Raw genomic sequence first — 18,790 nt, forward strand, 5'->3', positions numbered from 1 at the left:
ATGCTCATGACAAAATTAGCTTTTCATTGGCGCTATAACAATCAAGTAAAGTCCTCAATTTGATATAGTTTTTGCCTGATAAATACTCAGGTATTTACCCTAGAAACATACCGCTTAGCGCTGCTCCGGCAAAAATGCTACTATAGAGTGTAATTTAACGGAGTAAGATTGATTTTTTTGGATGATAGTTGTACCTTGTTTTGGATTTCATACCAAGACTGACTTGATTTGAGGGCTCACGGAATTTGATTTTCTTGATACTCAAGGATTTTCAGTGGATATATTTCTTCAACCAATTTTGATTGAGTATAACACACACATCAACTTATCACTTTATGGCTAGGCAGTGGAAAAATGATTTTTTGGCCGAATTGCATGCCGCATATGAGGCAGTTTATGTGGCTTATGAACAACAAACACAACATCTAGATGAGCGGCAACTCAACTGGAAACCTAACGCCGACAAATGGAGTGTCGCCGAGTGTCTGCAACACCTTATCATTACTGCTGAAGGATACTTGCCCCAAGTGGCAAAACAGCTCGATGATGCTAACTTGCGCAGAGTAAAGGGCAAAGAGGGATATCAAACCACGTTTTTTGGGAAAATTTTCCTAGGTTTTCTCGACCCCGAATCGGCTCGAAAGCTCTCCGCTCCCAAAATGTTCAAGCCAGAGGCCTCACAATACGACCGCCAGATTGTAACCCAACATCTGGCCCTGCTTCGAAAGATAATGGATTGCCTCAAAGAGGCAGATGGCTACATACTCAACCGGCTGATTATCAAATCACCGGCAGCTTGGTTTATCCGATTCAATATGGGGGATTATTTCAAAATAGAATTATTGCATCACCAACGGCATCTCATTCAAATCAAAAAAACCATAGCGTTAGAGGAATTCCCGAAAGCTTGAACATTGGTTTACATCCAATTAAAATACAGTGCAATCTGCTGATAATCAGATGAATAATGGTATGACCCAGTACTAAGGAGTGGGGATACTGCTAAGTGTTTGAGAACAGTATCTGACGACAAAAAACGATTTATTCTGTTATTAGCACATCTGTTTGGCGGACTGTTGCGAACCTCTCAGAGCGGGCTTCTGGCCAGTCACGGAGGAGTTTCTCGGCAGCAATAATACCACTGAGTACCGTACCCGGGATGCCCTGCCCGGGGTAGGTCGTATCGCCGCAAAGGTAAGCGCCGTGGCCGTCGAGGCGTGCTTCTACCATCTGCCAAGGCTTGATACGCATCCATTGAGGGTATCCACCCACAAAACCAAAGGCGCGGCCTGTCCATTTTTCCCAACTCTTTTGGGTCGAAGAGTGCATATAGACAATGTGCTCCCGTTTCAAAAAACCACGTTGCTCCAAAATGTCCAATACCTGAGCCTCTGCGGCGCTTTTGTCAATAGCTCCTTTGTTGCCGGGATCGGGGAGGTGTGTGCTTACTGAAGCCACGCTATGGCCGGCCTCGTCGCAGCGGCTGTGGTCGTCGGGATGATTGATACTCAAGAAAATACTGGCCGCACCAATGCCGGTCAATGCTTTGGGGAGGTGTATCTGATGATGGATGGTTGCCGGTGTTGTGGTGCTGTTCTTGAATCCTATACCCATCTGAAAAGCACTGTTGAGGGACTCCGAGTCCAGCACTTGATGGGTATATTTGTTGGTTGGTAGACCTTCAAATAGCGCAAGGGTATTGTTGAGGGGAACTCCCGAAATGACAAATCTAGCACGATACTCCGCCTTGTCGGTGCGCAATACATAGCCCCGCTCTGCTCTCCTAACATGCTGTACGGCCTCACGTAGATGGCAAGCACCTCCTTGGCGTTCTACATATGCGATAATTGGATTTACCAAGTTGATCAGCCCTCCGTCTACATAGTAGTTGTCATAATTGGTATAACAAAGCGCTGTTGCTCCAAAGAGTACATTGACCTCCTTGGCGTGGTTTTGGGCGGTGATGAGCAGCTGTTCATTGATAAAGTCTACAAAGTCATCGTTTTTATCAAGCCCAAAATGCTTGAGCAGCCACTGAGTCGAGAAAAACGCATAACGTGCCAGCCGCACCTGCTCAGGGGTGGCGCGCAGGGCGCATTGCCAGAGGTCGCTTAGGCGAGCCGGTGGGAAGGCGGTCTGCTTTAGAGAAGTCTGCCATACAAACTGGCTGATACGGTAGCAAAACTCCCAAAATGGGCGTTGATTTTTGACACCAAAAACCCGCTCGGCCTCTGCTATCCAAGCCTCTAAATCTTGGTATCGGTTGAGTATGCGCCCATCGCGGAGGTGTACTTGCATAGGCAGCTCCAGCTTGCGGGCTGGAATCTTGATTCCCAAAGCATCGACCAAATGCTGCAAGGGCATCTGATTGCCCAAGCCTACCAAGGTCGTTGCGCCGCTTTCGAATACAAACCCCTTGCGCCAGTAAGCACTCGTGCAGCCTCCGGGGAGGTAGTTCTGTTCCAAAATCAATACCCGTAGCCCTTGCTTGGCCAACAAACCTGCGGCGCTCAACGCGCCCATCCCACTACCAATGACAGCAACATCATAATCATCAGTAGTATTAGCGTAAAACGAGGAAGTATTGGGGCTGTACATAGGCTAAGAACGATTTGGGTGGAAATGTTGTTATAGAGGGGATGTTTTTAAAAAGGAATAAAACTAAGTTTGTTTAACTTTTTTACCCATCTGTTAAACAAATCTAGTCTCAAAAAGTTTTAACCCTTGTACACAGCTTCCGCTAGGGAGCGCCGCTACACACTTCTCCCCTCTGACGGTCGACCACTGCCTAAACTCCGCAACGTCCCGTCTGTGTAGCTGTAGTTTTGTGTTTTTTAATGGTTTATTTACCCAACCCTAAAATTACGCTTTCGCCTTTCGCCTAATGAAAATCTCTGTCTTCCGCAAGGAACATTTCAACGCTGCCCATCGCCTACACAACCCGCGATGGAGCGATGAGAAGAACGCTCGTGTCTTTGGAAAATGTAATAATCCCAATTATCACGGACACAACTACGAACTGATTGTTCAGGTAACCGGAGAGGTTGACCCCGAAACCGGCTATCTGATAGATATGAAAGTGCTCAGCGACCTAATCAAGGAGCACGTAACCGAAAAATTTGACCACAAAAACCTGTCCTTGGATGTAGAGGAGTTCCAAGACCTCAACCCTTCAGCAGAAAACATTGCTATCGTGATTTGGCGCATCCTGCGTCAGCTATTAGAGGATAAATACGAGCTAAAAGTTAAACTTTATGAAACAGAACGGAACTTTGTGGAATTCCCCGCTTGACCACAATTACATTGACCATATCGGCGACGAGCACATCGGCACGGCCTATGATACCCCTATGCGCCCAGATGCTTTTGAGCTAAATGATGACGAGAAGATAGATAAAATCGAGGCCCACTTTCGCGAGATTATGCTCACCCTTGGGCTAGACCTCAACGACGACAGCCTCAAAGGGACTCCCCGACGTGTGGCTAAGATGTACGTACAGGAGATTTTTCAAGGCCTCAACCCTGCCAATAAGCCTAAGGTGGCACTTTTCGAAAATAAATACCAATATAACCAAATGTTGGTTGAGAAAGACATCACGCTTTACTCTAACTGCGAGCACCACTTTGTGCCCATCATTGGCAAGGCACACGTAGCCTATATCTCTAGCGGAAAGGTGATTGGTTTGTCCAAAATCAACCGTATCGTGCAGTTTTATGCCAAACGCCCCCAAGTACAGGAGCGACTGACGCGCCAAATTGGGGAAGAGTTGAAAAATGTGCTTCAGACGGATGATATTGCCGTGGTAATCGATGCCCACCACTTGTGTGTCTCTTCAAGAGGTATTCAGGATGTCAATAGCAGTACAGTTACGGCCTTTTATGGGGGCAAATTTGAGCAAGAGGCTACCAAACAGGAGTTTTTGCGCTATTTGTCTGGCCAATAAAGCGCCCCTACTGACACATATACAAAAAGCCACTCCCCTAGGCACGAGGGAGTGGCTTTTTGCTGGCCCCAGCCTCATAGTTAGGCATTGGTAGCCGTACAATGAAGTATGGACATAAAAAAAGCACTAACCTTTCGATTAGTGCTTCTTAACTGAGTAGCGGGAGGGGGACTCGAACCTCCGACCTCCGGGTTATGAGCCCGACGAGCTACCAACTGCTCTATCCCGCGATGTAATTGGACTACAAAGGTGAGGCTTTTTTATTTAGTTTCCAAATATCAGCCCCAAATTTATTTGATATAAGGATAGATTGAGACTGATTGTCTTGGTATGCGCTGATTTTCAGCGCATTGTTTCCAATTCAAGCTTGGTTGGGTATTAAAACAAAAAGCACTAACCTTTCGATTAGTGCTTTTGACTGAGTAGCGGGAGGAGGACTCGAACCTCCGACCTCCGGGTTATGAGCCCGACGAGCTACCAACTGCTCTATCCCGCGATGTAATTGGACTACAAAGGTGAGGCTTTTTTATTTAGTTTCCAAATATCAGCCCCAAAAAATAACGACTCAGCAACTAAATAGTGCTGAGTCATTGATAATGAGCTTATTGTACTGTATAATGAAGCGTAACTTTAAAGTTATCGGTACTGCTAGGCTTTAATGCATCAACCACGCTCTTAGACACACGAATGATTACCTTATCATCTTCGTTTTCGGGCAATTGGCCGATTATGCGGACAAAAGCCGTCAAGTTATTTTCAGGGTTGGACAAACGAATTACCTGTCCTACATTCGCATCTCTGTGTAGTGCGACATACTTGTTGTTGTCACCTGTCTCCTGAATGATATTTGCATATCCGCTTTCCTCACGCTCAATCTTGCCGTGTACCACGACAGTACTGACAGTAGGCTCCAACTCTTCTTGGACGGGTTGTTTGATAGCCTGTGTTTCTACTTTGACTTCTGTTTTTTGTTGTGTAGTAGCGGCAGCCGCTTGTGTATTGGCTACATTAGCCTGTGTGTTGGCAGCGGTATTGTTTTGTGTGGTTGCTGCATTATTTTGCTGGGCTACTTGTTGTATTGGGTCATTATACTGCGACGACTTCAGCACTTGGCTCTGTTGAGTAGCCTGTTGTTGTACGGCTTGCTGTTGAGTGTTGTTGTTAGTAGCACCACGGGTTGCTCCTTGGGTACTGTTGAAGAAATCAAGGATACCATCACCAGTGTCGACATTGTTATTCGGGTTGGTATTGGTATTGTTTTGTTGCCCGCTGCGCATCTGTGCGAGGTATGCTTCGCCTTCGGCAAGGGTAACTGTCGTAAACACATCAATTTCTTGATTGAGCTTGAGGACAGTATTGGGGGCTAGGTTATTCCATTTCTGCACATCTGCTTGTTGTACTTTGAATGCCTTGGCAATCCGGTAAACATTATCGCCTCCCTGCACCTTATACACTATTTTTTTGACAGCAGCATTAGTGGTTTGTGCAGTTTCGCCTCGGTTGGGGCCTTCTAAGCCATCAAAGAACCCACTACTATTATTGTTTGCAGCAGCGCCTTGCTTATTGCCTTGGCTGGCGTTGTTATTGCCGGCATCGGTAGGCATACTGATGATAGCATCGATAGGAGTGTCGCTGCTAGTTTGTTTGTTTTGAGTGATTTGTTGAGCTTGGACACTACCTTGTTTATTTTCCAAATACACAACCAGCTCCTGCCCTTCGCGCAAGGCGCTGGAAGTGAGTTTGTTCCAATCTTTGATATCGTCAATGGCCACTTGGTATTTTTTGGCAATGCCTTCTAACGATTCACCGCGAGCTACCTTGTGTTTCTGTACTTGGTATTGTTGGGTTTGAGCTACTTCGCCTTCGGCGATAGGCTGCGCTACGATAAGTACCTGCCCGACCCGGATTGTCTCCGCATCGATGTTGTTCCACTCACGCAACTGCGCTACCGACATATTGTATTTGCGGGCTATTTGGGTAAGGTTGTCGCCTTTGACTACAGTATAGTTGGTTGTTTGTTCGGCGAGATTATTAGGAATAGCCTGCCCGTCGCTATATCCTACAATGAGGCGCTGCCCAACCTGGACATTTTCGTTGGTGAGATGGTTAAAGGCTTTTAGGTCATCAATCGAAACCTTGTATTGTCGGGCTATTTGGGTAAGGTTGTCGCCTCGGACTACTGTATGAATGATAGGCCGCTCATTGTCGTCGTGCATACTGCTTTTGAGTACACGATTGGGGGTGGTGGCATTGGCACTGACATACTGCTTGTCAGGCGTATTTTTGCGGACAGTTTTGCGGTTACCTACCCCTACAATCAGTTCTTGGCCAAGGCGGATTTTATCATCCTCCAAATTATTCATTTCCCTTAGCTCGGCCAAAGAGAGGCTATACTGCCGGGCTATTTGGGTGAGATTATCTCCTTTGACGACCTTGTGGGTGAGGTTATAAAACTGCGTTTCGTCAGGAGCTTGGCTGCCGCTCGTCAGTACTTGTCCTTCTCCATAAGGCACCATCAAAATATCATTGGCCTTCAGGTCATTGGCCGTAGGGATATGTCTGTTGTACTCCAGTATTTGGTTCATTTGTACCCGATAGCGTTGGGCTATCTTGCTGAGGCTCTCGCCTCTGTCTACTTGGTGTACAATGAATATACGCTCTCCGATACGTTTGAGGCGGAGCGAGTCGGTAGGTTCGGCCAAGGTAGGTAGGCTTATCAAAAAGCCCAACAGCCATAGACTTATGCTAGATTTCAAACTTTTCATAAAGAAAGGGGTTGTTGAGGTTTACAGCGATAAAATGACCAGTTCCTGCTTATTTTTTTGATACATCAAGTGCTCATCAAGCAAGCAAAAGTGTGTTAAGCTAATGCCTTGTGTGGCTGTGGCAAGGGTATCTTGCCACAATACTCGGCCTTCTTGGCTGTCGAGTATGATTAATTGTTGGGTCATTTTGGTGTCGGTATCAGAAGGATGATAATAATACGAAAGCACTAGGAGCTTCGTTCCCTCCCAATAATTGATAGCTTTTGTGGGCACTATCTTTAGATTTAACTCTAAAAACTTTCTAAGGGTTGCAAAATACATATTTTCTTCAGCATAGTACAAAGGGTAAGCTACTTTATGTTGGTTAAAATCTTTTTGCGCAATATTCGTGCAAGGTTTTAAAGTTGGCTCTTTCCAAGGCAAACAGAAGTGCTGCGTTGTGCCGTCGGCTTGGGGCTGACTTAGGTATGCGCCTTGCTGGTCGTTGCCAAGCCAGAGGGCTTCGGGGAACTGCCCCAGCGCCTTGCCGCTGGGCAAATGTGCCCAATATACGCCGGCAGTGCGGGGTTGGTCGGGGTCAGGATAGTGTTCCCAGACAGCGATACCGTCCCAGATGGCCTTGGGGGTGAGCCACCAACTTTCGGCCAACGAAACCTGATGTAGGCTATATTGGCCCAGCTGATAATCTACACAGGCCCATTGTACTTGCATAGCCTCAGGGTCGCGCATTTCTACCCAAACCCAAGGGCGATACCCATCGACTACCAAACGCCAAATAGGCAAAGGCAGCATTACCGAAATTTTTGGCTGTATTACACTAGATATACCGGTCATTTTTTGTATCTTTATGCTTAGGCGTATTTTGTCTGGCTAAAATTTGTCTGAACCTTCAGCGTGAGCTTCCCAACAAACAATTTTTGCCTCCCAACAAAGCTCATATACAAGCCTACTGTGTCAACAAACAAAATGCTTGACTGATTCGTCTTAAATCTTAAAGCGTAGTGGTGGTCGACAAAGTATCGATGGGTATCTACATACTCATCGGCCAAACGATGCCCACCATCAACTTAGCTCAACACAGACTATACGCATTGACAAAGGTAAAAACAAGGACTATGAACTTATCAAAATATATCACTTTTTGTGGGATTACTCTCCTCTGCTGGTTTTGTTACCAACAATTCTCGTTTTCTTGGTTTCCAAAAGCTTGGGCGCAAGAGACACGCCCCTTGGTGTATGGGCTGAAGATAGACAGCGAAATTGACCCCACCACCCAACGGTATATACAGCTTGGTCTAGAAGAGGCCACCCGCCAAAACGCCGACTATATCCTGTTGGAGCTGAATACCTTTGGTGGGCGTGTAGACAATGCAGACGCCATCCGGATGGCCCTGCTCAACTACCCCAAGCCAGTGTGGGTGTTTATCAATCAAAATGCAGGCTCTGCCGGCGCGCTGATTTCTTTGGCTTGCAACAAAATCTATATGCATCCTGGCGCTACTATTGGCGCAGCCACAGTTGTTACTCAAGATGGTACCAAGGCCTCGGGCAAGATGCAGTCGTATATGGCCGAAAAAATGCGTGCTACTGCCGAAGCTACCGGGCGTAACCCCGAAATAGCTGCTGCTATGGTAGACGAAAGTATAGAAGTAGATGAGTTGCAAAAAGGCAAAGTATTGACTCTCAATACCCGAAGAGCCATCGAAAAAGGGATATGTGATGGCCAAGTAAGTACTGTTGAAGCGTTGCTGAAAGCCGAGGGCATCAAAGATTACCGTTATGCCATACATCAACTCAGCAACACAGAACGCGTCATTGCGATGTTCCTCAACCCCTTCGTAAGTAGTATTTTGATAATGATTATCCTTGGGGGTATTTATTTCGAACTACAAACGCCTGGGGTCGGCTTTCCTATCGCCGCTGCCGCCATCGCCGCTATCTTGTACTTTATTCCTTATTATCTCCACGGTTTGGCCGAATACTGGGAGCTGCTCCTGCTGGTGGTTGGGGTAGGGCTGATAGCCGCCGAGATATTTGTCATCCCAGGCTTTGGATTGGCCGGCATAATGGGCTTTTTCTGTACAGGTAGCGCGCTGATGTTGATGATGGTAGGCAACGAATGGCTCGACTTTCGGTTTGTAAGCCCTGCCGAACTGTATGCCTCTTTTGTGTCGGTGGCGGTGAGCTTGCTGGCAGGTGCCATCTTGATTATCTTGGCTGTGCCGCAGATTTTGAAGAGCAAACCCTTCCGCGACATCTCGCTCGAATCTGTTATGGATAGCAAAGAAGGCTATACCGCCGCCACTATCCGTACCAATTACATAGGCAAAAGAGGACAAACGCATACTGTGCTGCGTCCCAGCGGTACCATCATTATCGACGGAGAATATTATGACGCGCAAAGCCGTGGCGAATACCTCCCACGTGGGGTAGACGTAATCGTTGTAGGCCAAGAGGGTACTTCGCTGCAAGTACGCCGCGTAGAAACCCCCGTAGACCTAGATGTGCTCGAAGCCCAATAACGGCCTTTGTGTGCCAGCAAACATACAATGCCTCCAAAATTTAGCCTATTAGCTAGCCTTTGGAGGCACTTCCTTGTTGTTATACATTGATTGTCAGCCGGAAAATCCTTATCTTTGCAGGTTTATATTCGCATTCCAATTGCTTATGACCAAGACTTATGATACCCGCCCCGCTGCCGAAACAGCTGTGTTGGTGGCGGTAAGCCCTAGCTTTCAAACCCAAGAAACCACACAATCTTACCTAGATGAGCTGGCATTCTTGGCGACGACACTAGGCATAGAAACCCTACATACCTTCACCCAAAAACTCGACAAGCCTCATCCACAAACCTTTGTAGGCAAGGGAAAGCTAGAAGAGATAGTGCAGTATGTCAAAGAAAATGAGGTAGATATGATTATTTTTGATGATGACCTCTCCCCCTCTCAAGTCCGCAATATGGAGCGCGCCTTCAATGGTGTTATCATAGACAAGGCCAAACACAAAATCTTAGACCGCAGTTTGCTGATTCTGGACATCTTTGCCAAACGCGCCCAAACCATACAGGCCAAAACCCAAGTAGAGCTAGCACAGTACCAATATATGTATCCACGCCTGACGAGGATGTGGACTCACCTTTCCAAACAAAAAGGGGGCATCGGTATGCGTGGCCCAGGGGAAACAGAACTCGAAACAGACCGTCGGATTGTAAAGGACAAAATAGCCCTGCTCAAAACCAAGCTCTCCAAAATCGATAGCCAAAATACTACTCGCCGCAAAGCCCGCGAAGACTCGGTGAGGGTGGCACTAGTAGGCTATACCAACGTGGGTAAATCGACGCTGATGCGCCTACTGGCCAAGACCGATGTGTTTGCCGAAAACAAACTCTTCGCTACCGTAGACTCTACAGTACGCAAGGTAGTCTTAGACAACATCCCGTTCCTACTCACCGATACAGTAGGGTTTATCCGCAAGCTTCCGACTACCCTTATAGAGTCGTTTAAGTCTACCTTAGATGAAATTCGAGAGGCCGACATCCTGATTCATGTGGTCGATATTTCTTCATCTCACTATGAAGAACACATACAGGTAGTCCGAGAGACCTTGGCCGATATCCAGTCTGCCGACAAACCCACGCTGATGGTCTACAACAAAATAGACCTGCTGCGCCAAGAGCTGCCCGAAGAGACGACCTTCAGCCCACAAGAAAATGCACTCTATATCTCGGCTACTAGCCAAGAAAACATACAGGCGCTACGCGAAGCCCTGATGGAGTTGGTCAGACATAAGTACCAAGCCATCTATCCCAACTATTTGTAAGGCCAAAGGCTACGCAAGGGATTCGGAGCAAAACAGTTGTGAAAGCCATCGTTTTACCCTATCTTTGCCTAAATTTTTGCCAATCAAATCGCTTCAGTATGGCCGGCTAAACATTGTGGTTATAACTTTTAGCCAAAAAATTTTCATGTTAAGCGCCGAAGCCGTACTTTTGCAATCCTTATAAATCAATGATTTATAGTTTGTTACATCAGTTGTACAATATTTAAACAAGCATTTTAAAGTGACAAAAGCGGAGGTTATTACAGAAATCGCCAACAAAACAGGCGTTAACAAAGACGACGTACAGAAGACCGTAGAGGCTTTCTTCAAAGTAGTTCAAAAGTCTATGGAAGAAGGTCACAACATCTATGTGCGTGGCTTTGGTAGTTTTGTCAATAAAAAACGTGCGCGCAAAGTAGCCCGTAATATTTCAAAAAACACGGCTATCGTTATTGAGCCGCACTACGTGCCTACTTTCAAGCCATCTAAGACTTTCGTAGACAAAGTCAAAAATAGCAACACGCTAAAGGAGACCATCAAGCAGTCGTCATAAGTTAAATGCCTATGCAATACCCTACGAATCTGAAGATAGGAATAGTCGTTGTTGCAATAATCTTGAGTGTAGGCCTATACAGTCTACCCAAGGTCTTGGTCAGTAATGCTACCGAAAGCCTCAAAACGGACGCAGCCGAAATGCAGAGCCAACACGAAAGTATGCTCAGCCCGGCTGACCAGGCATCGCTCCTACAGCTCAAACAAGCGTGGCAACAAGCCTCCGAAGCGGCTACACAATCTGCCTTGGCAGACTCACTGTACACCTTCTTCAGAGCGCGTAGCCTGTTTGATAGTGCCGCCGTATACAAAGCTTGGCAAGCCGACCAACAACCCGACGAGGCCCACCTGATGGCCGCTGCGGATGCTTATTTGGAAGCTTCAGAATTTGCTATCGATGCGCAAAAAGCAAATCAATTGGCCCTGAAAGCACGTAAATATTACGAAGCTGTATTGGCCAAAACCCCTAGCAACCTGACAGCCAAGACCAAATTGGGCACCACCTATCTGACCGATAGCAACCCCATGCAGGGCATCGCTCTCATTCGTGAGGTATTGCAAGCTGCGCCCACTGACGAGCTTGCGCTCTTTACTTTAGGAATGCTCTCGATACGCTCCGGGCAATATGCCAATGCCGTGAGCCGCTTCGAAGAATTATTGGCAAACCACCCCCAAAACGAAGAAGCTAAATATTACTTGGCGCAAAGCTACCATAATGTAGGCCAAACCGCTCAAGCCAAAGACCTGCTTCAGGCGTTGGAAAAAGGGGCGCAAGACACGCTCATCCGTGCTGCCGCCCGACGTTATCTGGATGAGTTAAATTAATTGTTTCACCCAAAAACACTCAAAGTTATGCCTTGTGGTAAAAAAAGAAAAAGACATAAGATTGCAACTCACAAACGCAAGAAGCGTCTAAGAAAAAATCGTCATAAGAAGAAGTAATTTTCACGCAAATATCCTGCCAAGCGCGTCGCTCAGCCCCCTAGGCTGAGACGCGCTATTTGGCATGATATGGCTATAAAAGCCCCCTCAATTTTGCTTCTGGTATCTATCATTTAGTGCTGCAAGAAGTATTTTGACCGCAGGCTCGGGGCGAAGCCAAGAGCCGGTTTTAGTCTACTACTAAACAACTTGGCTGGAGTAAGCCCGCCAAAAGTCAAAAGATTACAGCATGTTTCGTGAAAATGTTTCAGACCATCAAACCAACAAAGACTTGAGTAACGAATTAGTCATCAATTCTACTCAGCAAGGTGAACGAATCGTACTGCTGCAAGACAAAAACATTGTAGAATACCATTTAGAAGAACGGGATAACCATTTTACGGTAGGTGACATTTATTTGGGACAAGTCAAGAAAGTAGTCCCCGGCCTCAACGCAGCCTTTATTGATATAGGCTACGAAAAAGATGCCTTTTTGCATTATTTAGACTTGGGCAAAGAGTTTGGCTCACTCCAAAAGCATGTCCGAGAGACGACCTCCAAAAAAAATAACCCCCTGCGCAAAATTAGCACCCTTACCCTAGAGCCTCAAATCGACAAAAAGGGTAAAATCTCTCAGGTGCTCAGCCGTAACCATTATGTGCTGGTGCAGGTACTCAAAGAACCTATCTCTACCAAAGGTCCCCGCCTTTCTTGTGAAATTTCTCTTGCAGGCCGCTACGTTGTGTTGCAGCCTTTTTCTAATGTGGTCAATATTTCCAAAAAAATTACTAGCAAAGACGAGCGCACGCGCTTAGAAAGGCTCATCGCGTCTATCAAACCCAATAACTTCGGGGTGATAGTCCGGACTGCCGCCCAAGGCAAAGATGTAGCCGAGCTGGATAAAGACCTCAGTAGCTTAGTAGAAAAATGGGAAGCAGGGATGGAAGCCCTGCGTACCGCCAAACCACGCCAAAAAATCATTGGCGAAATGCGTCGCGCTTCTTCTATTTTGCGCGATATGCTCAACGAAAGCTTCGACAGTATTGTCGTCGACGACAAGCAAATTTATGAAGAAACCCGCGCCTACATCCGCACGATAGCCCCCGACAAGGAGCGCATCGTTAAGTTGCATAGCGGGAAAGTAAAGGTTTTTGAACACTATGGCATCGAAAAGCAGCTCAAATCGCTCTTTGGCAAGTCAGTTAGCCTACCCAATGGCGGCTACCTTATCATAGAGCATACCGAAGCCCTGCACGTCATAGATGTCAATAGTGGCAACAAATCAAACACCGAACAAGACCAAGAGTCTACGGCCCTCAGTGTCAACCTCGAAGCCGCGCGCGAAGTCGCCCGACAGCTCCGAGTACGTGATATGGGCGGCATTATTATCATCGACTTCATAGACATGAAAAAGGCCGAACACAAAAAGCAGGTCTATGATTTTATGAAGAACGAGATGAAACGCGACCGCTCACGCGCCACTGTGCTGCCACTGACCAAGTTTGGGCTGATGCAAATCACCCGTCAGCGCGTACGCCCAGAGATGAATATCATCACGCGTGAGGTATGCCCCACTTGCAACGGCACAGGCAGCATCCAAGCAAGTATCCTGATTTCGGATGTGATTGAAGGACATCTAGAACACTTGTTTCGCAAACAAAATGAGCGTGGCATCACCGTTACGCTTCACCCATACCTCCACGCCTTTTTTACCAAAGGCATCTGGTCGCGACAGCGGCAGTGGTTGTTTATGTATGGGCGCTGGGTAAAGCTCATCAAAGACTCTTCGTTGCCTATTACTTCCTTTCATTTCCTCAACAAACACGGTGAAGAAATAGAACTGAATAATTAGACACCAATCACATTTGCCTAAACCATCCTGAAAATTCGGGATGGTTTTTTGGTGAATGGCTTGGGATATGAGTTTTCCAGAGGCTGCCAGTATTTAGAGCTTGTTTAAACTGGTCTTCACCAGTACCTAATGCTGCTTGTTGGCTGCTATGTTGTTGAAAATGGTCGTCATAGCCCTCCCACGATTTTATCGTGGGCTAGACATAAAATCTGCATTTTTCGCCTAGTATCAACACAAAAATCAGCTGTTTTTGAGAGCCACATTGAAAGTTTAAACAAGCTCCTAGTTTCTAGGATAGGGCTTCTGCACCAAAATCAGGGTGATAATAGTTGTTTGGTAGATTTATATCCCTTGCGATTTTTTTACGTTTTCTTTTCAAACTAATTTTATCGGGGTTCTTTTTGAGCAGAAATAGCGCCCACTTTCTGATGACATGTAGATTGACGATGGCATTGTCGCGTCTGATAGCCGATTGGTCTTCTCCGAAGGTAACCTCCAAGTGCCAATGCAACTGATTTTCGATGCTCCAATGTTGTCGGGTACAAAGGTACATCTGCTCGGCAAAAGGATTCATCAGACTGCTGATAAAGAAGCTGTTAGAGATATTTTCTTTGCCGTCTCTGTATATTTTTCTTTCCACCCGAATCAGGCTGTGACAGTTTTTCCAATCTTGCGCCTCCTCTAAAAATCGATTACTTTTTTGAATTGGCTTTAGACTTTACTATAATCTAGTTTATTGTATATCAGTATGTCCATTTTGGAGGGAATATTTTGAGGTGGGGCTATCATTTGGGGGTAGGTGTTACAACTACTAAACACATCAAATGGGAGCGCAATAGCGCAAGCAAATCAGCTGGAGATTTCATAGAAGGGCAGCACACACTGATGAGTGCCATACTTGATGAATCATGGAGCATTGTACACGGTGAATTAACACAAAAAAACAATCTACAGCAAGCCTATGACTTTTGTATGAAGACTTTTGAGTGGCGGGTGTCCTATAATTAGCAAAAAAGTATATCTTTGCCTAGCTACCCTGTATTGATTTTATTTACGCTCAAGCCGCTTTACTTTTGAAAACCCAACCATCTACTTCTTCGCGTCGCCGTGTGCTCAAACAACTGGCCTTGGCCGGAACCGGGCTTGCTATCGCCCCTACAGCCCTTGTGAGCTTGAGGCCACGAACTGATAGCCTCAAAATCGCCATTAACAACGGCAAGGTGTTTAGCCAAGGCAGCATCAGGCCTTTGCATCTAGGCATTACCCAAGACAACCGCCTGCGCCTCTCAACAGAGCTGCTCAATGCACCTACGGTGATAGATGCGTCGGGCAAGATTGTTTCGCCAGGTTTCGTAGATATCCTAGCCGATAACGCCTCGAACCCCAAGAATACCTACCGGATTTTTGAAAAATATAAAATCAGTGATGGCTGTACAACAGTCTTGCAGATGCACGGAGGCGATGAGTACCCCGCAGCCTTTCATCAATACTTTGACCGCCAACCACACTATGTCAACTATGGCATAGGGGTATTTGTGATGAGGCTCAAATACATTTATAGCAACCCCAAGGACGTGTACCGCTATGTAGAGAAGGGGCTTGAAGAAGGAGCCTTGGGTGTTTGTCATAGTATCGAATACCAACCTACACCTTTTGAAGAGCTGCTGGAGTATGCCAAACTCGTGCAGAAATACGACCGACCGCTGTTCTTGCACCTGCGCCATTCGTCCAAAGAAAAAGAGCTAGAAGGGGTAAGCGAAGCCATTGCCCTAGCCCAACAAACCGGCGCTAGAGTCCATATAGACCATCTGCACTCTACCGGAGGGACTTACAATATGCCTGCTGCATTGGAGATGATCGACAACGCTAACAACATGGGGATGGAAATCACTACCTGTGTATACCCCTACAGCTATTGGGCTACCTATATTGCCTCCAAACGCTTTGATGCCGGATGGCAACAGCGCTTTGGGCTGACTTATGAAGACCTGACTGTGGTAGGCACGGGTGCTAAGATTACCGCACAAAATTTTGACTTTTACCGCAAACAGATGGGCGTATTGGTGGCAGTACCCGAAGGGACTGTGCCTTTTGACAAAACGGTCAACCTTGCACTGCAAACAGACTTTTGTATGATAGGCTCTGATGGAGGCATCGAAAGCGAACCAAGAGCCAACAACCACCCGCGTGGCGCAGGGTGCTTTGCTACTGCGCTCCGGCATGCGCAGAATATCGGGATGAGTTTAGACAAAATGTTGACCAAGATGACTTCGTTGCCCGCCAAGCTGATGCGCCCATCGCTCAACGAGCGCGCCGTCATCAAAGACAAGGCCATCGCCGATATCACCATCTTTGACCCCAAAACGATTCAAGGGAAAGCTACCGTGACCAACCCCAACCAGTTTTCGGAAGGCATTGAGTGTGTAATCGTCAACGGGCATATTGCCTACAGAGACAAAAAAATATTGTTGAGCAAAGGAGTTCCTATTAGGTATTAAAAACCGCACGCAAATCGTATATTTGACACGCTTTTTGCTTATATTCACAAAAAACCATTCATTACAGCCGCAAAAGCTCCAATGCCTCAAAAAACGCCGTTATTCCGCTTTCTTTTGCCTATCTCAGGCCTGATTTGCCTCTTTTTTTATCAATGTGGCCCCGATGAACAGTCGCAAACCGAAAGAGCAAGCCGTGAGATAAACGCCCTTGCCCTACGACAAGACAATGAACCTGCCCAAACTGCCGAACAATCCGCCGAAAAACAAACAACCCAAACAATTCAAAAAACTGGTATAGACAGTACGCCGCGCCTACAGTGGGGCGACTGGAAGGTATTTGTAGAGCCTATCCAAGGTGCTTTTAGTGCTGCCGAAAATACCCATATCCGGGTATATCATCAGCAAAAACTGGTATATGATACCCGCACAGGCTCGCAAGAACTCAAGTTGGGTCTTGTACCTTTGAGGGTGCAGATGGGCGATACTGTTTATGTGAAAGACCTAGACGAAGACGGCGCACCCGAGCTCATCGTAGCACACTGGACCGGCGGGGTGCATTGTTGCTTTTATTGGGATATTCTGCACCTCAAACCCATCAAGGACGACAGCATCCGCGTTACGACTATCTTCGGCAATCACAGCATCCCGGCTCTTCACTATGACAGCAAAACCGACAAGCCGTATTTTGAAATATACGACGGGGTTTTTGCATATTGGAATGCTTCCTTTGCCGAATCGCCGCAGCCAAAGGTGTTTTTGAGCTTCCAAAAAGGAGAGCTCCTTGCGGATAAAGAACGGATGAAGCGACTCAAGCCCAGCAATCAAGAAATACGCGAGCGTTCGGCTATGGTCAAACAAGAGATGGAGGCAATCTACCAATCGGTGGCGGCTGAAGGCGCTTCGCAAAGCCAGTTTAATCATTATCGGCTCCCTCCAGAACTATGGGGCTTGATGCTAGATTTGATTTATAGTGGCCATCACAAAGAAGCTGACAAACTACTGGAAGAGCTTTGGGATGCGAAAAAATATGCTGGAAGGGCTAGTTTTAAAAAGGCTTTTGAAGAGCAACTCACTGAGAGTATATATTACAAACAACTAAAAGACTAGCCCACTCAGAAGCTAGCTAAATCCTACTTTCGGCTTCCTGTACATCTATCGGGATACAATGAGGTGCTTTGGCTTCTTTGAGGCCGAGGTACACCGTGCTACCTTCTGCGATGGGGTGGCTGCTTTGTACCTTCAACAGCGCCTGCTCTAGCTGAACATACAGCTCGTAGTGTGTGCCGGCAAACAAACACCGTAGTACTTGGCTGGCCACAACTTGGGGCGAGGCTTGGGTATTGATGTAGAGGTGTTCGGGTCGGAGTACAAGCCAAGCTTCCAAAGAAGCCATCTCCTGATGATGGTGCGGAATAGTACCCCAAGGGCTGTATACACTGCCATTTTCTACAACCACACGAAGGCAGTTGGCTTGGCCAAAGAATCGTGCTACATAAACAGACTGTGGGCTTTGGTAGAGTGCTTGAGGCGTATCAAACTGCAAGAGCTGGCCCTGACGCATCACAGCAATACGGTCGGCGATGGCAAGCGCATCCTGCACGTCATGGGTTACAAATAAGGCCGTAATGCCTGTTTTTTTGATAATCTGACGAATATCTTCTCGAATTTGTGTACGCAAGATACCGTCCAAATTGCTAAAAGGCTCATCCAACAACAACATATCCGGCTTGGGAGCCAAGGCTCTGGCCAAAGCCACACGCTGTTGTTGTCCGCCAGAGAGCTGGTGTGGGTATTTGCGTAGGTTTTCGTGTAGCTCTACCAACTGCACCATTTCTTGCAAACGCGCCTTACGCGCTTCTCTAGACCATTGGCGAAGCCCAAAGCAAATATTATCTTCTACACTAAGGTGTGGAAAAAGCGCATAATCTTGAAAAACCATGCCAATATTGCGGCGCTCCGGCGCTACAAATCGGCGCTCGTCGGCCATACAGGCTTCGCGCAGGTAGATAGTGCCCTTGTCGGCAACCTCAAAGCCGGCTACCAAACGCAAGAGCGAGGTTTTGCCACTGCCGCTCTCACCCAAAATAGCTACTAACTCTCCAGTATCGACCGCCATCGACACATTGTTGACTGCCCAGGGCAGCTGAGGGGCATAGCGTTTGCAAAGATGATGGAGTACGAGGATGGCGTTGGGTGTCATGAGTATAATGCGAAAAGTAACATGGAGTGCCAAAGATACACAAAAAATCACGCCATAGGCAACACAAAAGCCCGAACCAAGGCCGGGCTTTTGATGATATTTGACTAACAATGCAAATTGGAGTTACAAAGATGCGCTTGAAGCTAAGCGTACAAAATGACCACATACCTACATCTCATACATCTTTCTTCCGTGTTCAAGCAACAGCCCTTTGTATAGGTTAATGCTTTGACAATCAT

General features: G+C 46.7%; 15 protein-coding genes and 2 tRNA genes. 10 read left to right on the forward strand and 7 right to left on the reverse strand.

Going from position 1 to position 18,790, the window contains the following annotated elements; genetic code table 11:
• Nucleotides 1-335 precede the first annotated feature (335 nt).
• Nucleotides 336-911, forward strand: coding sequence for a DinB family protein (locus tag G499_RS0117890; RefSeq protein ID WP_027001067.1), 576 nt, complete (start codon nucleotides 336-338; stop codon nucleotides 909-911).
• Between the two features lie 130 nt (nucleotides 912-1,041).
• Here G499_RS0117890 and G499_RS20715 read toward each other — a convergent pair whose 3' ends face one another.
• Complete coding sequence (locus tag G499_RS20715; RefSeq protein ID WP_081413887.1) at nucleotides 1,042-2,598, reverse strand: phytoene desaturase family protein; 1,557 nt, start codon at nucleotides 2,596-2,598, stop codon at nucleotides 1,042-1,044.
• 286 nt (nucleotides 2,599-2,884) lie between these two features.
• On the opposite strand from G499_RS20715, the gene G499_RS0117900 reads away from it, so the two are divergent.
• The gene (locus G499_RS0117900) at nucleotides 2,885-3,292 is read left to right on the forward strand and encodes a 6-pyruvoyl trahydropterin synthase family protein (protein WP_027001068.1); all 408 of its coding nucleotides are present in this window, start codon (nucleotides 2,885-2,887) and stop codon (nucleotides 3,290-3,292) included.
• The gene (folE, locus tag G499_RS0117905; protein ID WP_027001069.1) at nucleotides 3,255-3,944 is read left to right on the forward strand and encodes a GTP cyclohydrolase I FolE; all 690 of its coding nucleotides are present in this window, start codon (nucleotides 3,255-3,257) and stop codon (nucleotides 3,942-3,944) included. Before G499_RS0117900 ends, folE begins: the two co-directional genes overlap by 38 nt.
• 157 nt (nucleotides 3,945-4,101) lie before the next feature.
• Here the strand turns inward: folE and G499_RS0117910 are convergent.
• The 4 genes from G499_RS0117910 to G499_RS0117925 form a co-directional block, all read right to left on the reverse strand.
• Nucleotides 4,102-4,174: transfer RNA gene (locus tag G499_RS0117910), tRNA-Met, on the reverse strand.
• A gap of 193 nt (nucleotides 4,175-4,367) precedes the next feature.
• A tRNA-Met gene (locus G499_RS0117915) sits at nucleotides 4,368-4,440 on the reverse strand.
• Nucleotides 4,441-4,546: 106 nt separating this feature from the next.
• Nucleotides 4,547-6,709: a muramidase family protein gene (locus tag G499_RS0117920; protein ID WP_027001070.1), complete on the reverse strand. Its 2,163-nt coding sequence runs from the start codon at nucleotides 6,707-6,709 to the stop codon at nucleotides 4,547-4,549.
• A 21-nt stretch (nucleotides 6,710-6,730) separates the two neighbouring features.
• Nucleotides 6,731-7,543: a DUF4905 domain-containing protein gene (locus tag G499_RS0117925; protein WP_081413888.1), complete on the reverse strand. Its 813-nt coding sequence runs from the start codon at nucleotides 7,541-7,543 to the stop codon at nucleotides 6,731-6,733.
• A 281-nt stretch (nucleotides 7,544-7,824) separates the two neighbouring features.
• Here G499_RS0117925 and G499_RS20720 point away from each other — a divergent pair, with 281 nt between their 5' ends.
• The 5 genes from G499_RS20720 (at nucleotide 7,825) to G499_RS0117950 (ending at nucleotide 13,853) form a co-directional block, all read left to right on the forward strand.
• Nucleotides 7,825-9,231 (forward strand): NfeD family protein, encoded by a 1,407-nt coding sequence (locus G499_RS20720; protein ID WP_081413889.1) that lies wholly within the window; start codon nucleotides 7,825-7,827, stop codon nucleotides 9,229-9,231.
• Between the two features lie 145 nt (nucleotides 9,232-9,376).
• Nucleotides 9,377-10,528 carry a GTPase HflX gene (gene hflX / locus G499_RS0117935; protein WP_027001072.1) on the forward strand — a complete coding sequence of 384 codons (1,152 nt, stop codon included), beginning with the start codon at nucleotides 9,377-9,379 and terminating at the stop codon, nucleotides 10,526-10,528.
• Nucleotides 10,529-10,769: 241 nt separating this feature from the next.
• Nucleotides 10,770-11,081, forward strand: coding sequence for an HU family DNA-binding protein (locus G499_RS0117940; protein ID WP_027001073.1), 312 nt, complete (start codon nucleotides 10,770-10,772; stop codon nucleotides 11,079-11,081).
• Nucleotides 11,082-11,092: 11 nt separating this feature from the next.
• Nucleotides 11,093-11,905 carry a tetratricopeptide repeat protein gene (locus tag G499_RS0117945; RefSeq protein ID WP_161627784.1) on the forward strand — a complete coding sequence of 271 codons (813 nt, stop codon included), beginning with the start codon at nucleotides 11,093-11,095 and terminating at the stop codon, nucleotides 11,903-11,905.
• Between the two features lie 388 nt (nucleotides 11,906-12,293).
• Nucleotides 12,294-13,853 (forward strand): Rne/Rng family ribonuclease, encoded by a 1,560-nt coding sequence (locus G499_RS0117950; RefSeq protein WP_027001075.1) that lies wholly within the window; start codon nucleotides 12,294-12,296, stop codon nucleotides 13,851-13,853.
• Between the two features lie 289 nt (nucleotides 13,854-14,142).
• Here the strand turns inward: G499_RS0117950 and G499_RS0117955 are convergent, their stop codons facing one another.
• On the reverse strand, nucleotides 14,143-14,559 hold the full coding sequence (locus G499_RS0117955) for an ISAs1 family transposase (RefSeq protein ID WP_154658535.1): 417 nt from the start codon (nucleotides 14,557-14,559) through the stop codon (nucleotides 14,143-14,145).
• 367 nt (nucleotides 14,560-14,926) lie between these two features.
• On the opposite strand from G499_RS0117955, the gene G499_RS20725 reads away from it, so the two are divergent.
• Together G499_RS20725 and G499_RS0117965 are read left to right on the forward strand one after the other, a co-directional pair.
• Nucleotides 14,927-16,351 carry an amidohydrolase family protein gene (locus G499_RS20725; RefSeq protein WP_035727994.1) on the forward strand — a complete coding sequence of 475 codons (1,425 nt, stop codon included), beginning with the start codon at nucleotides 14,927-14,929 and terminating at the stop codon, nucleotides 16,349-16,351.
• An 81-nt stretch (nucleotides 16,352-16,432) separates the two neighbouring features.
• The gene (locus G499_RS0117965; protein WP_027001077.1) at nucleotides 16,433-17,458 is read left to right on the forward strand and encodes a hypothetical protein; all 1,026 of its coding nucleotides are present in this window, start codon (nucleotides 16,433-16,435) and stop codon (nucleotides 17,456-17,458) included.
• 16 nt (nucleotides 17,459-17,474) lie between these two features.
• Here G499_RS0117965 and G499_RS0117970 read toward each other — a convergent pair whose 3' ends face one another.
• Nucleotides 17,475-18,551: an ABC transporter ATP-binding protein gene (locus G499_RS0117970; RefSeq protein WP_027001078.1), complete on the reverse strand. Its 1,077-nt coding sequence runs from the start codon at nucleotides 18,549-18,551 to the stop codon at nucleotides 17,475-17,477.
• Nucleotides 18,552-18,790: the final 239 nt, after the last annotated feature.

Source organism: Eisenibacter elegans DSM 3317 (genome assembly GCF_000430505.1).
Classification (GTDB): Bacteria; Bacteroidota; Bacteroidia; order Cytophagales; family Microscillaceae; genus Eisenibacter; species Eisenibacter elegans.

Coding starts and splice junctions, on each gene's coding strand:
- folE (WP_027001069.1), top strand. CDS start 3,255: ATGAAACAGAACGGAACTTTGTGGAATTCCCCGCTTGACCACAATTAC.
- G499_RS0117900 (WP_027001068.1), top strand. CDS start 2,885: ATGAAAATCTCTGTCTTCCGCAAGGAACATTTCAACGCTGCCCATCGC.
- G499_RS20720 (WP_081413889.1), top strand. CDS start 7,825: ATGAACTTATCAAAATATATCACTTTTTGTGGGATTACTCTCCTCTGC.
- G499_RS0117965 (WP_027001077.1), top strand. CDS start 16,433: ATGCCTCAAAAAACGCCGTTATTCCGCTTTCTTTTGCCTATCTCAGGC.
- G499_RS20715 (WP_081413887.1), bottom strand. CDS start 2,598: ATGTACAGCCCCAATACTTCCTCGTTTTACGCTAATACTACTGATGAT.
- G499_RS0117925 (WP_081413888.1), bottom strand. CDS start 7,543: ATGACCGGTATATCTAGTGTAATACAGCCAAAAATTTCGGTAATGCTG.
- G499_RS0117920 (WP_027001070.1), bottom strand. CDS start 6,709: ATGAAAAGTTTGAAATCTAGCATAAGTCTATGGCTGTTGGGCTTTTTG.
- hflX (WP_027001072.1), top strand. CDS start 9,377: ATGACCAAGACTTATGATACCCGCCCCGCTGCCGAAACAGCTGTGTTG.
- G499_RS0117945 (WP_161627784.1), top strand. CDS start 11,093: ATGCAATACCCTACGAATCTGAAGATAGGAATAGTCGTTGTTGCAATA.
- G499_RS0117970 (WP_027001078.1), bottom strand. CDS start 18,551: ATGACACCCAACGCCATCCTCGTACTCCATCATCTTTGCAAACGCTAT.
- G499_RS0117890 (WP_027001067.1), top strand. CDS start 336: ATGGCTAGGCAGTGGAAAAATGATTTTTTGGCCGAATTGCATGCCGCA.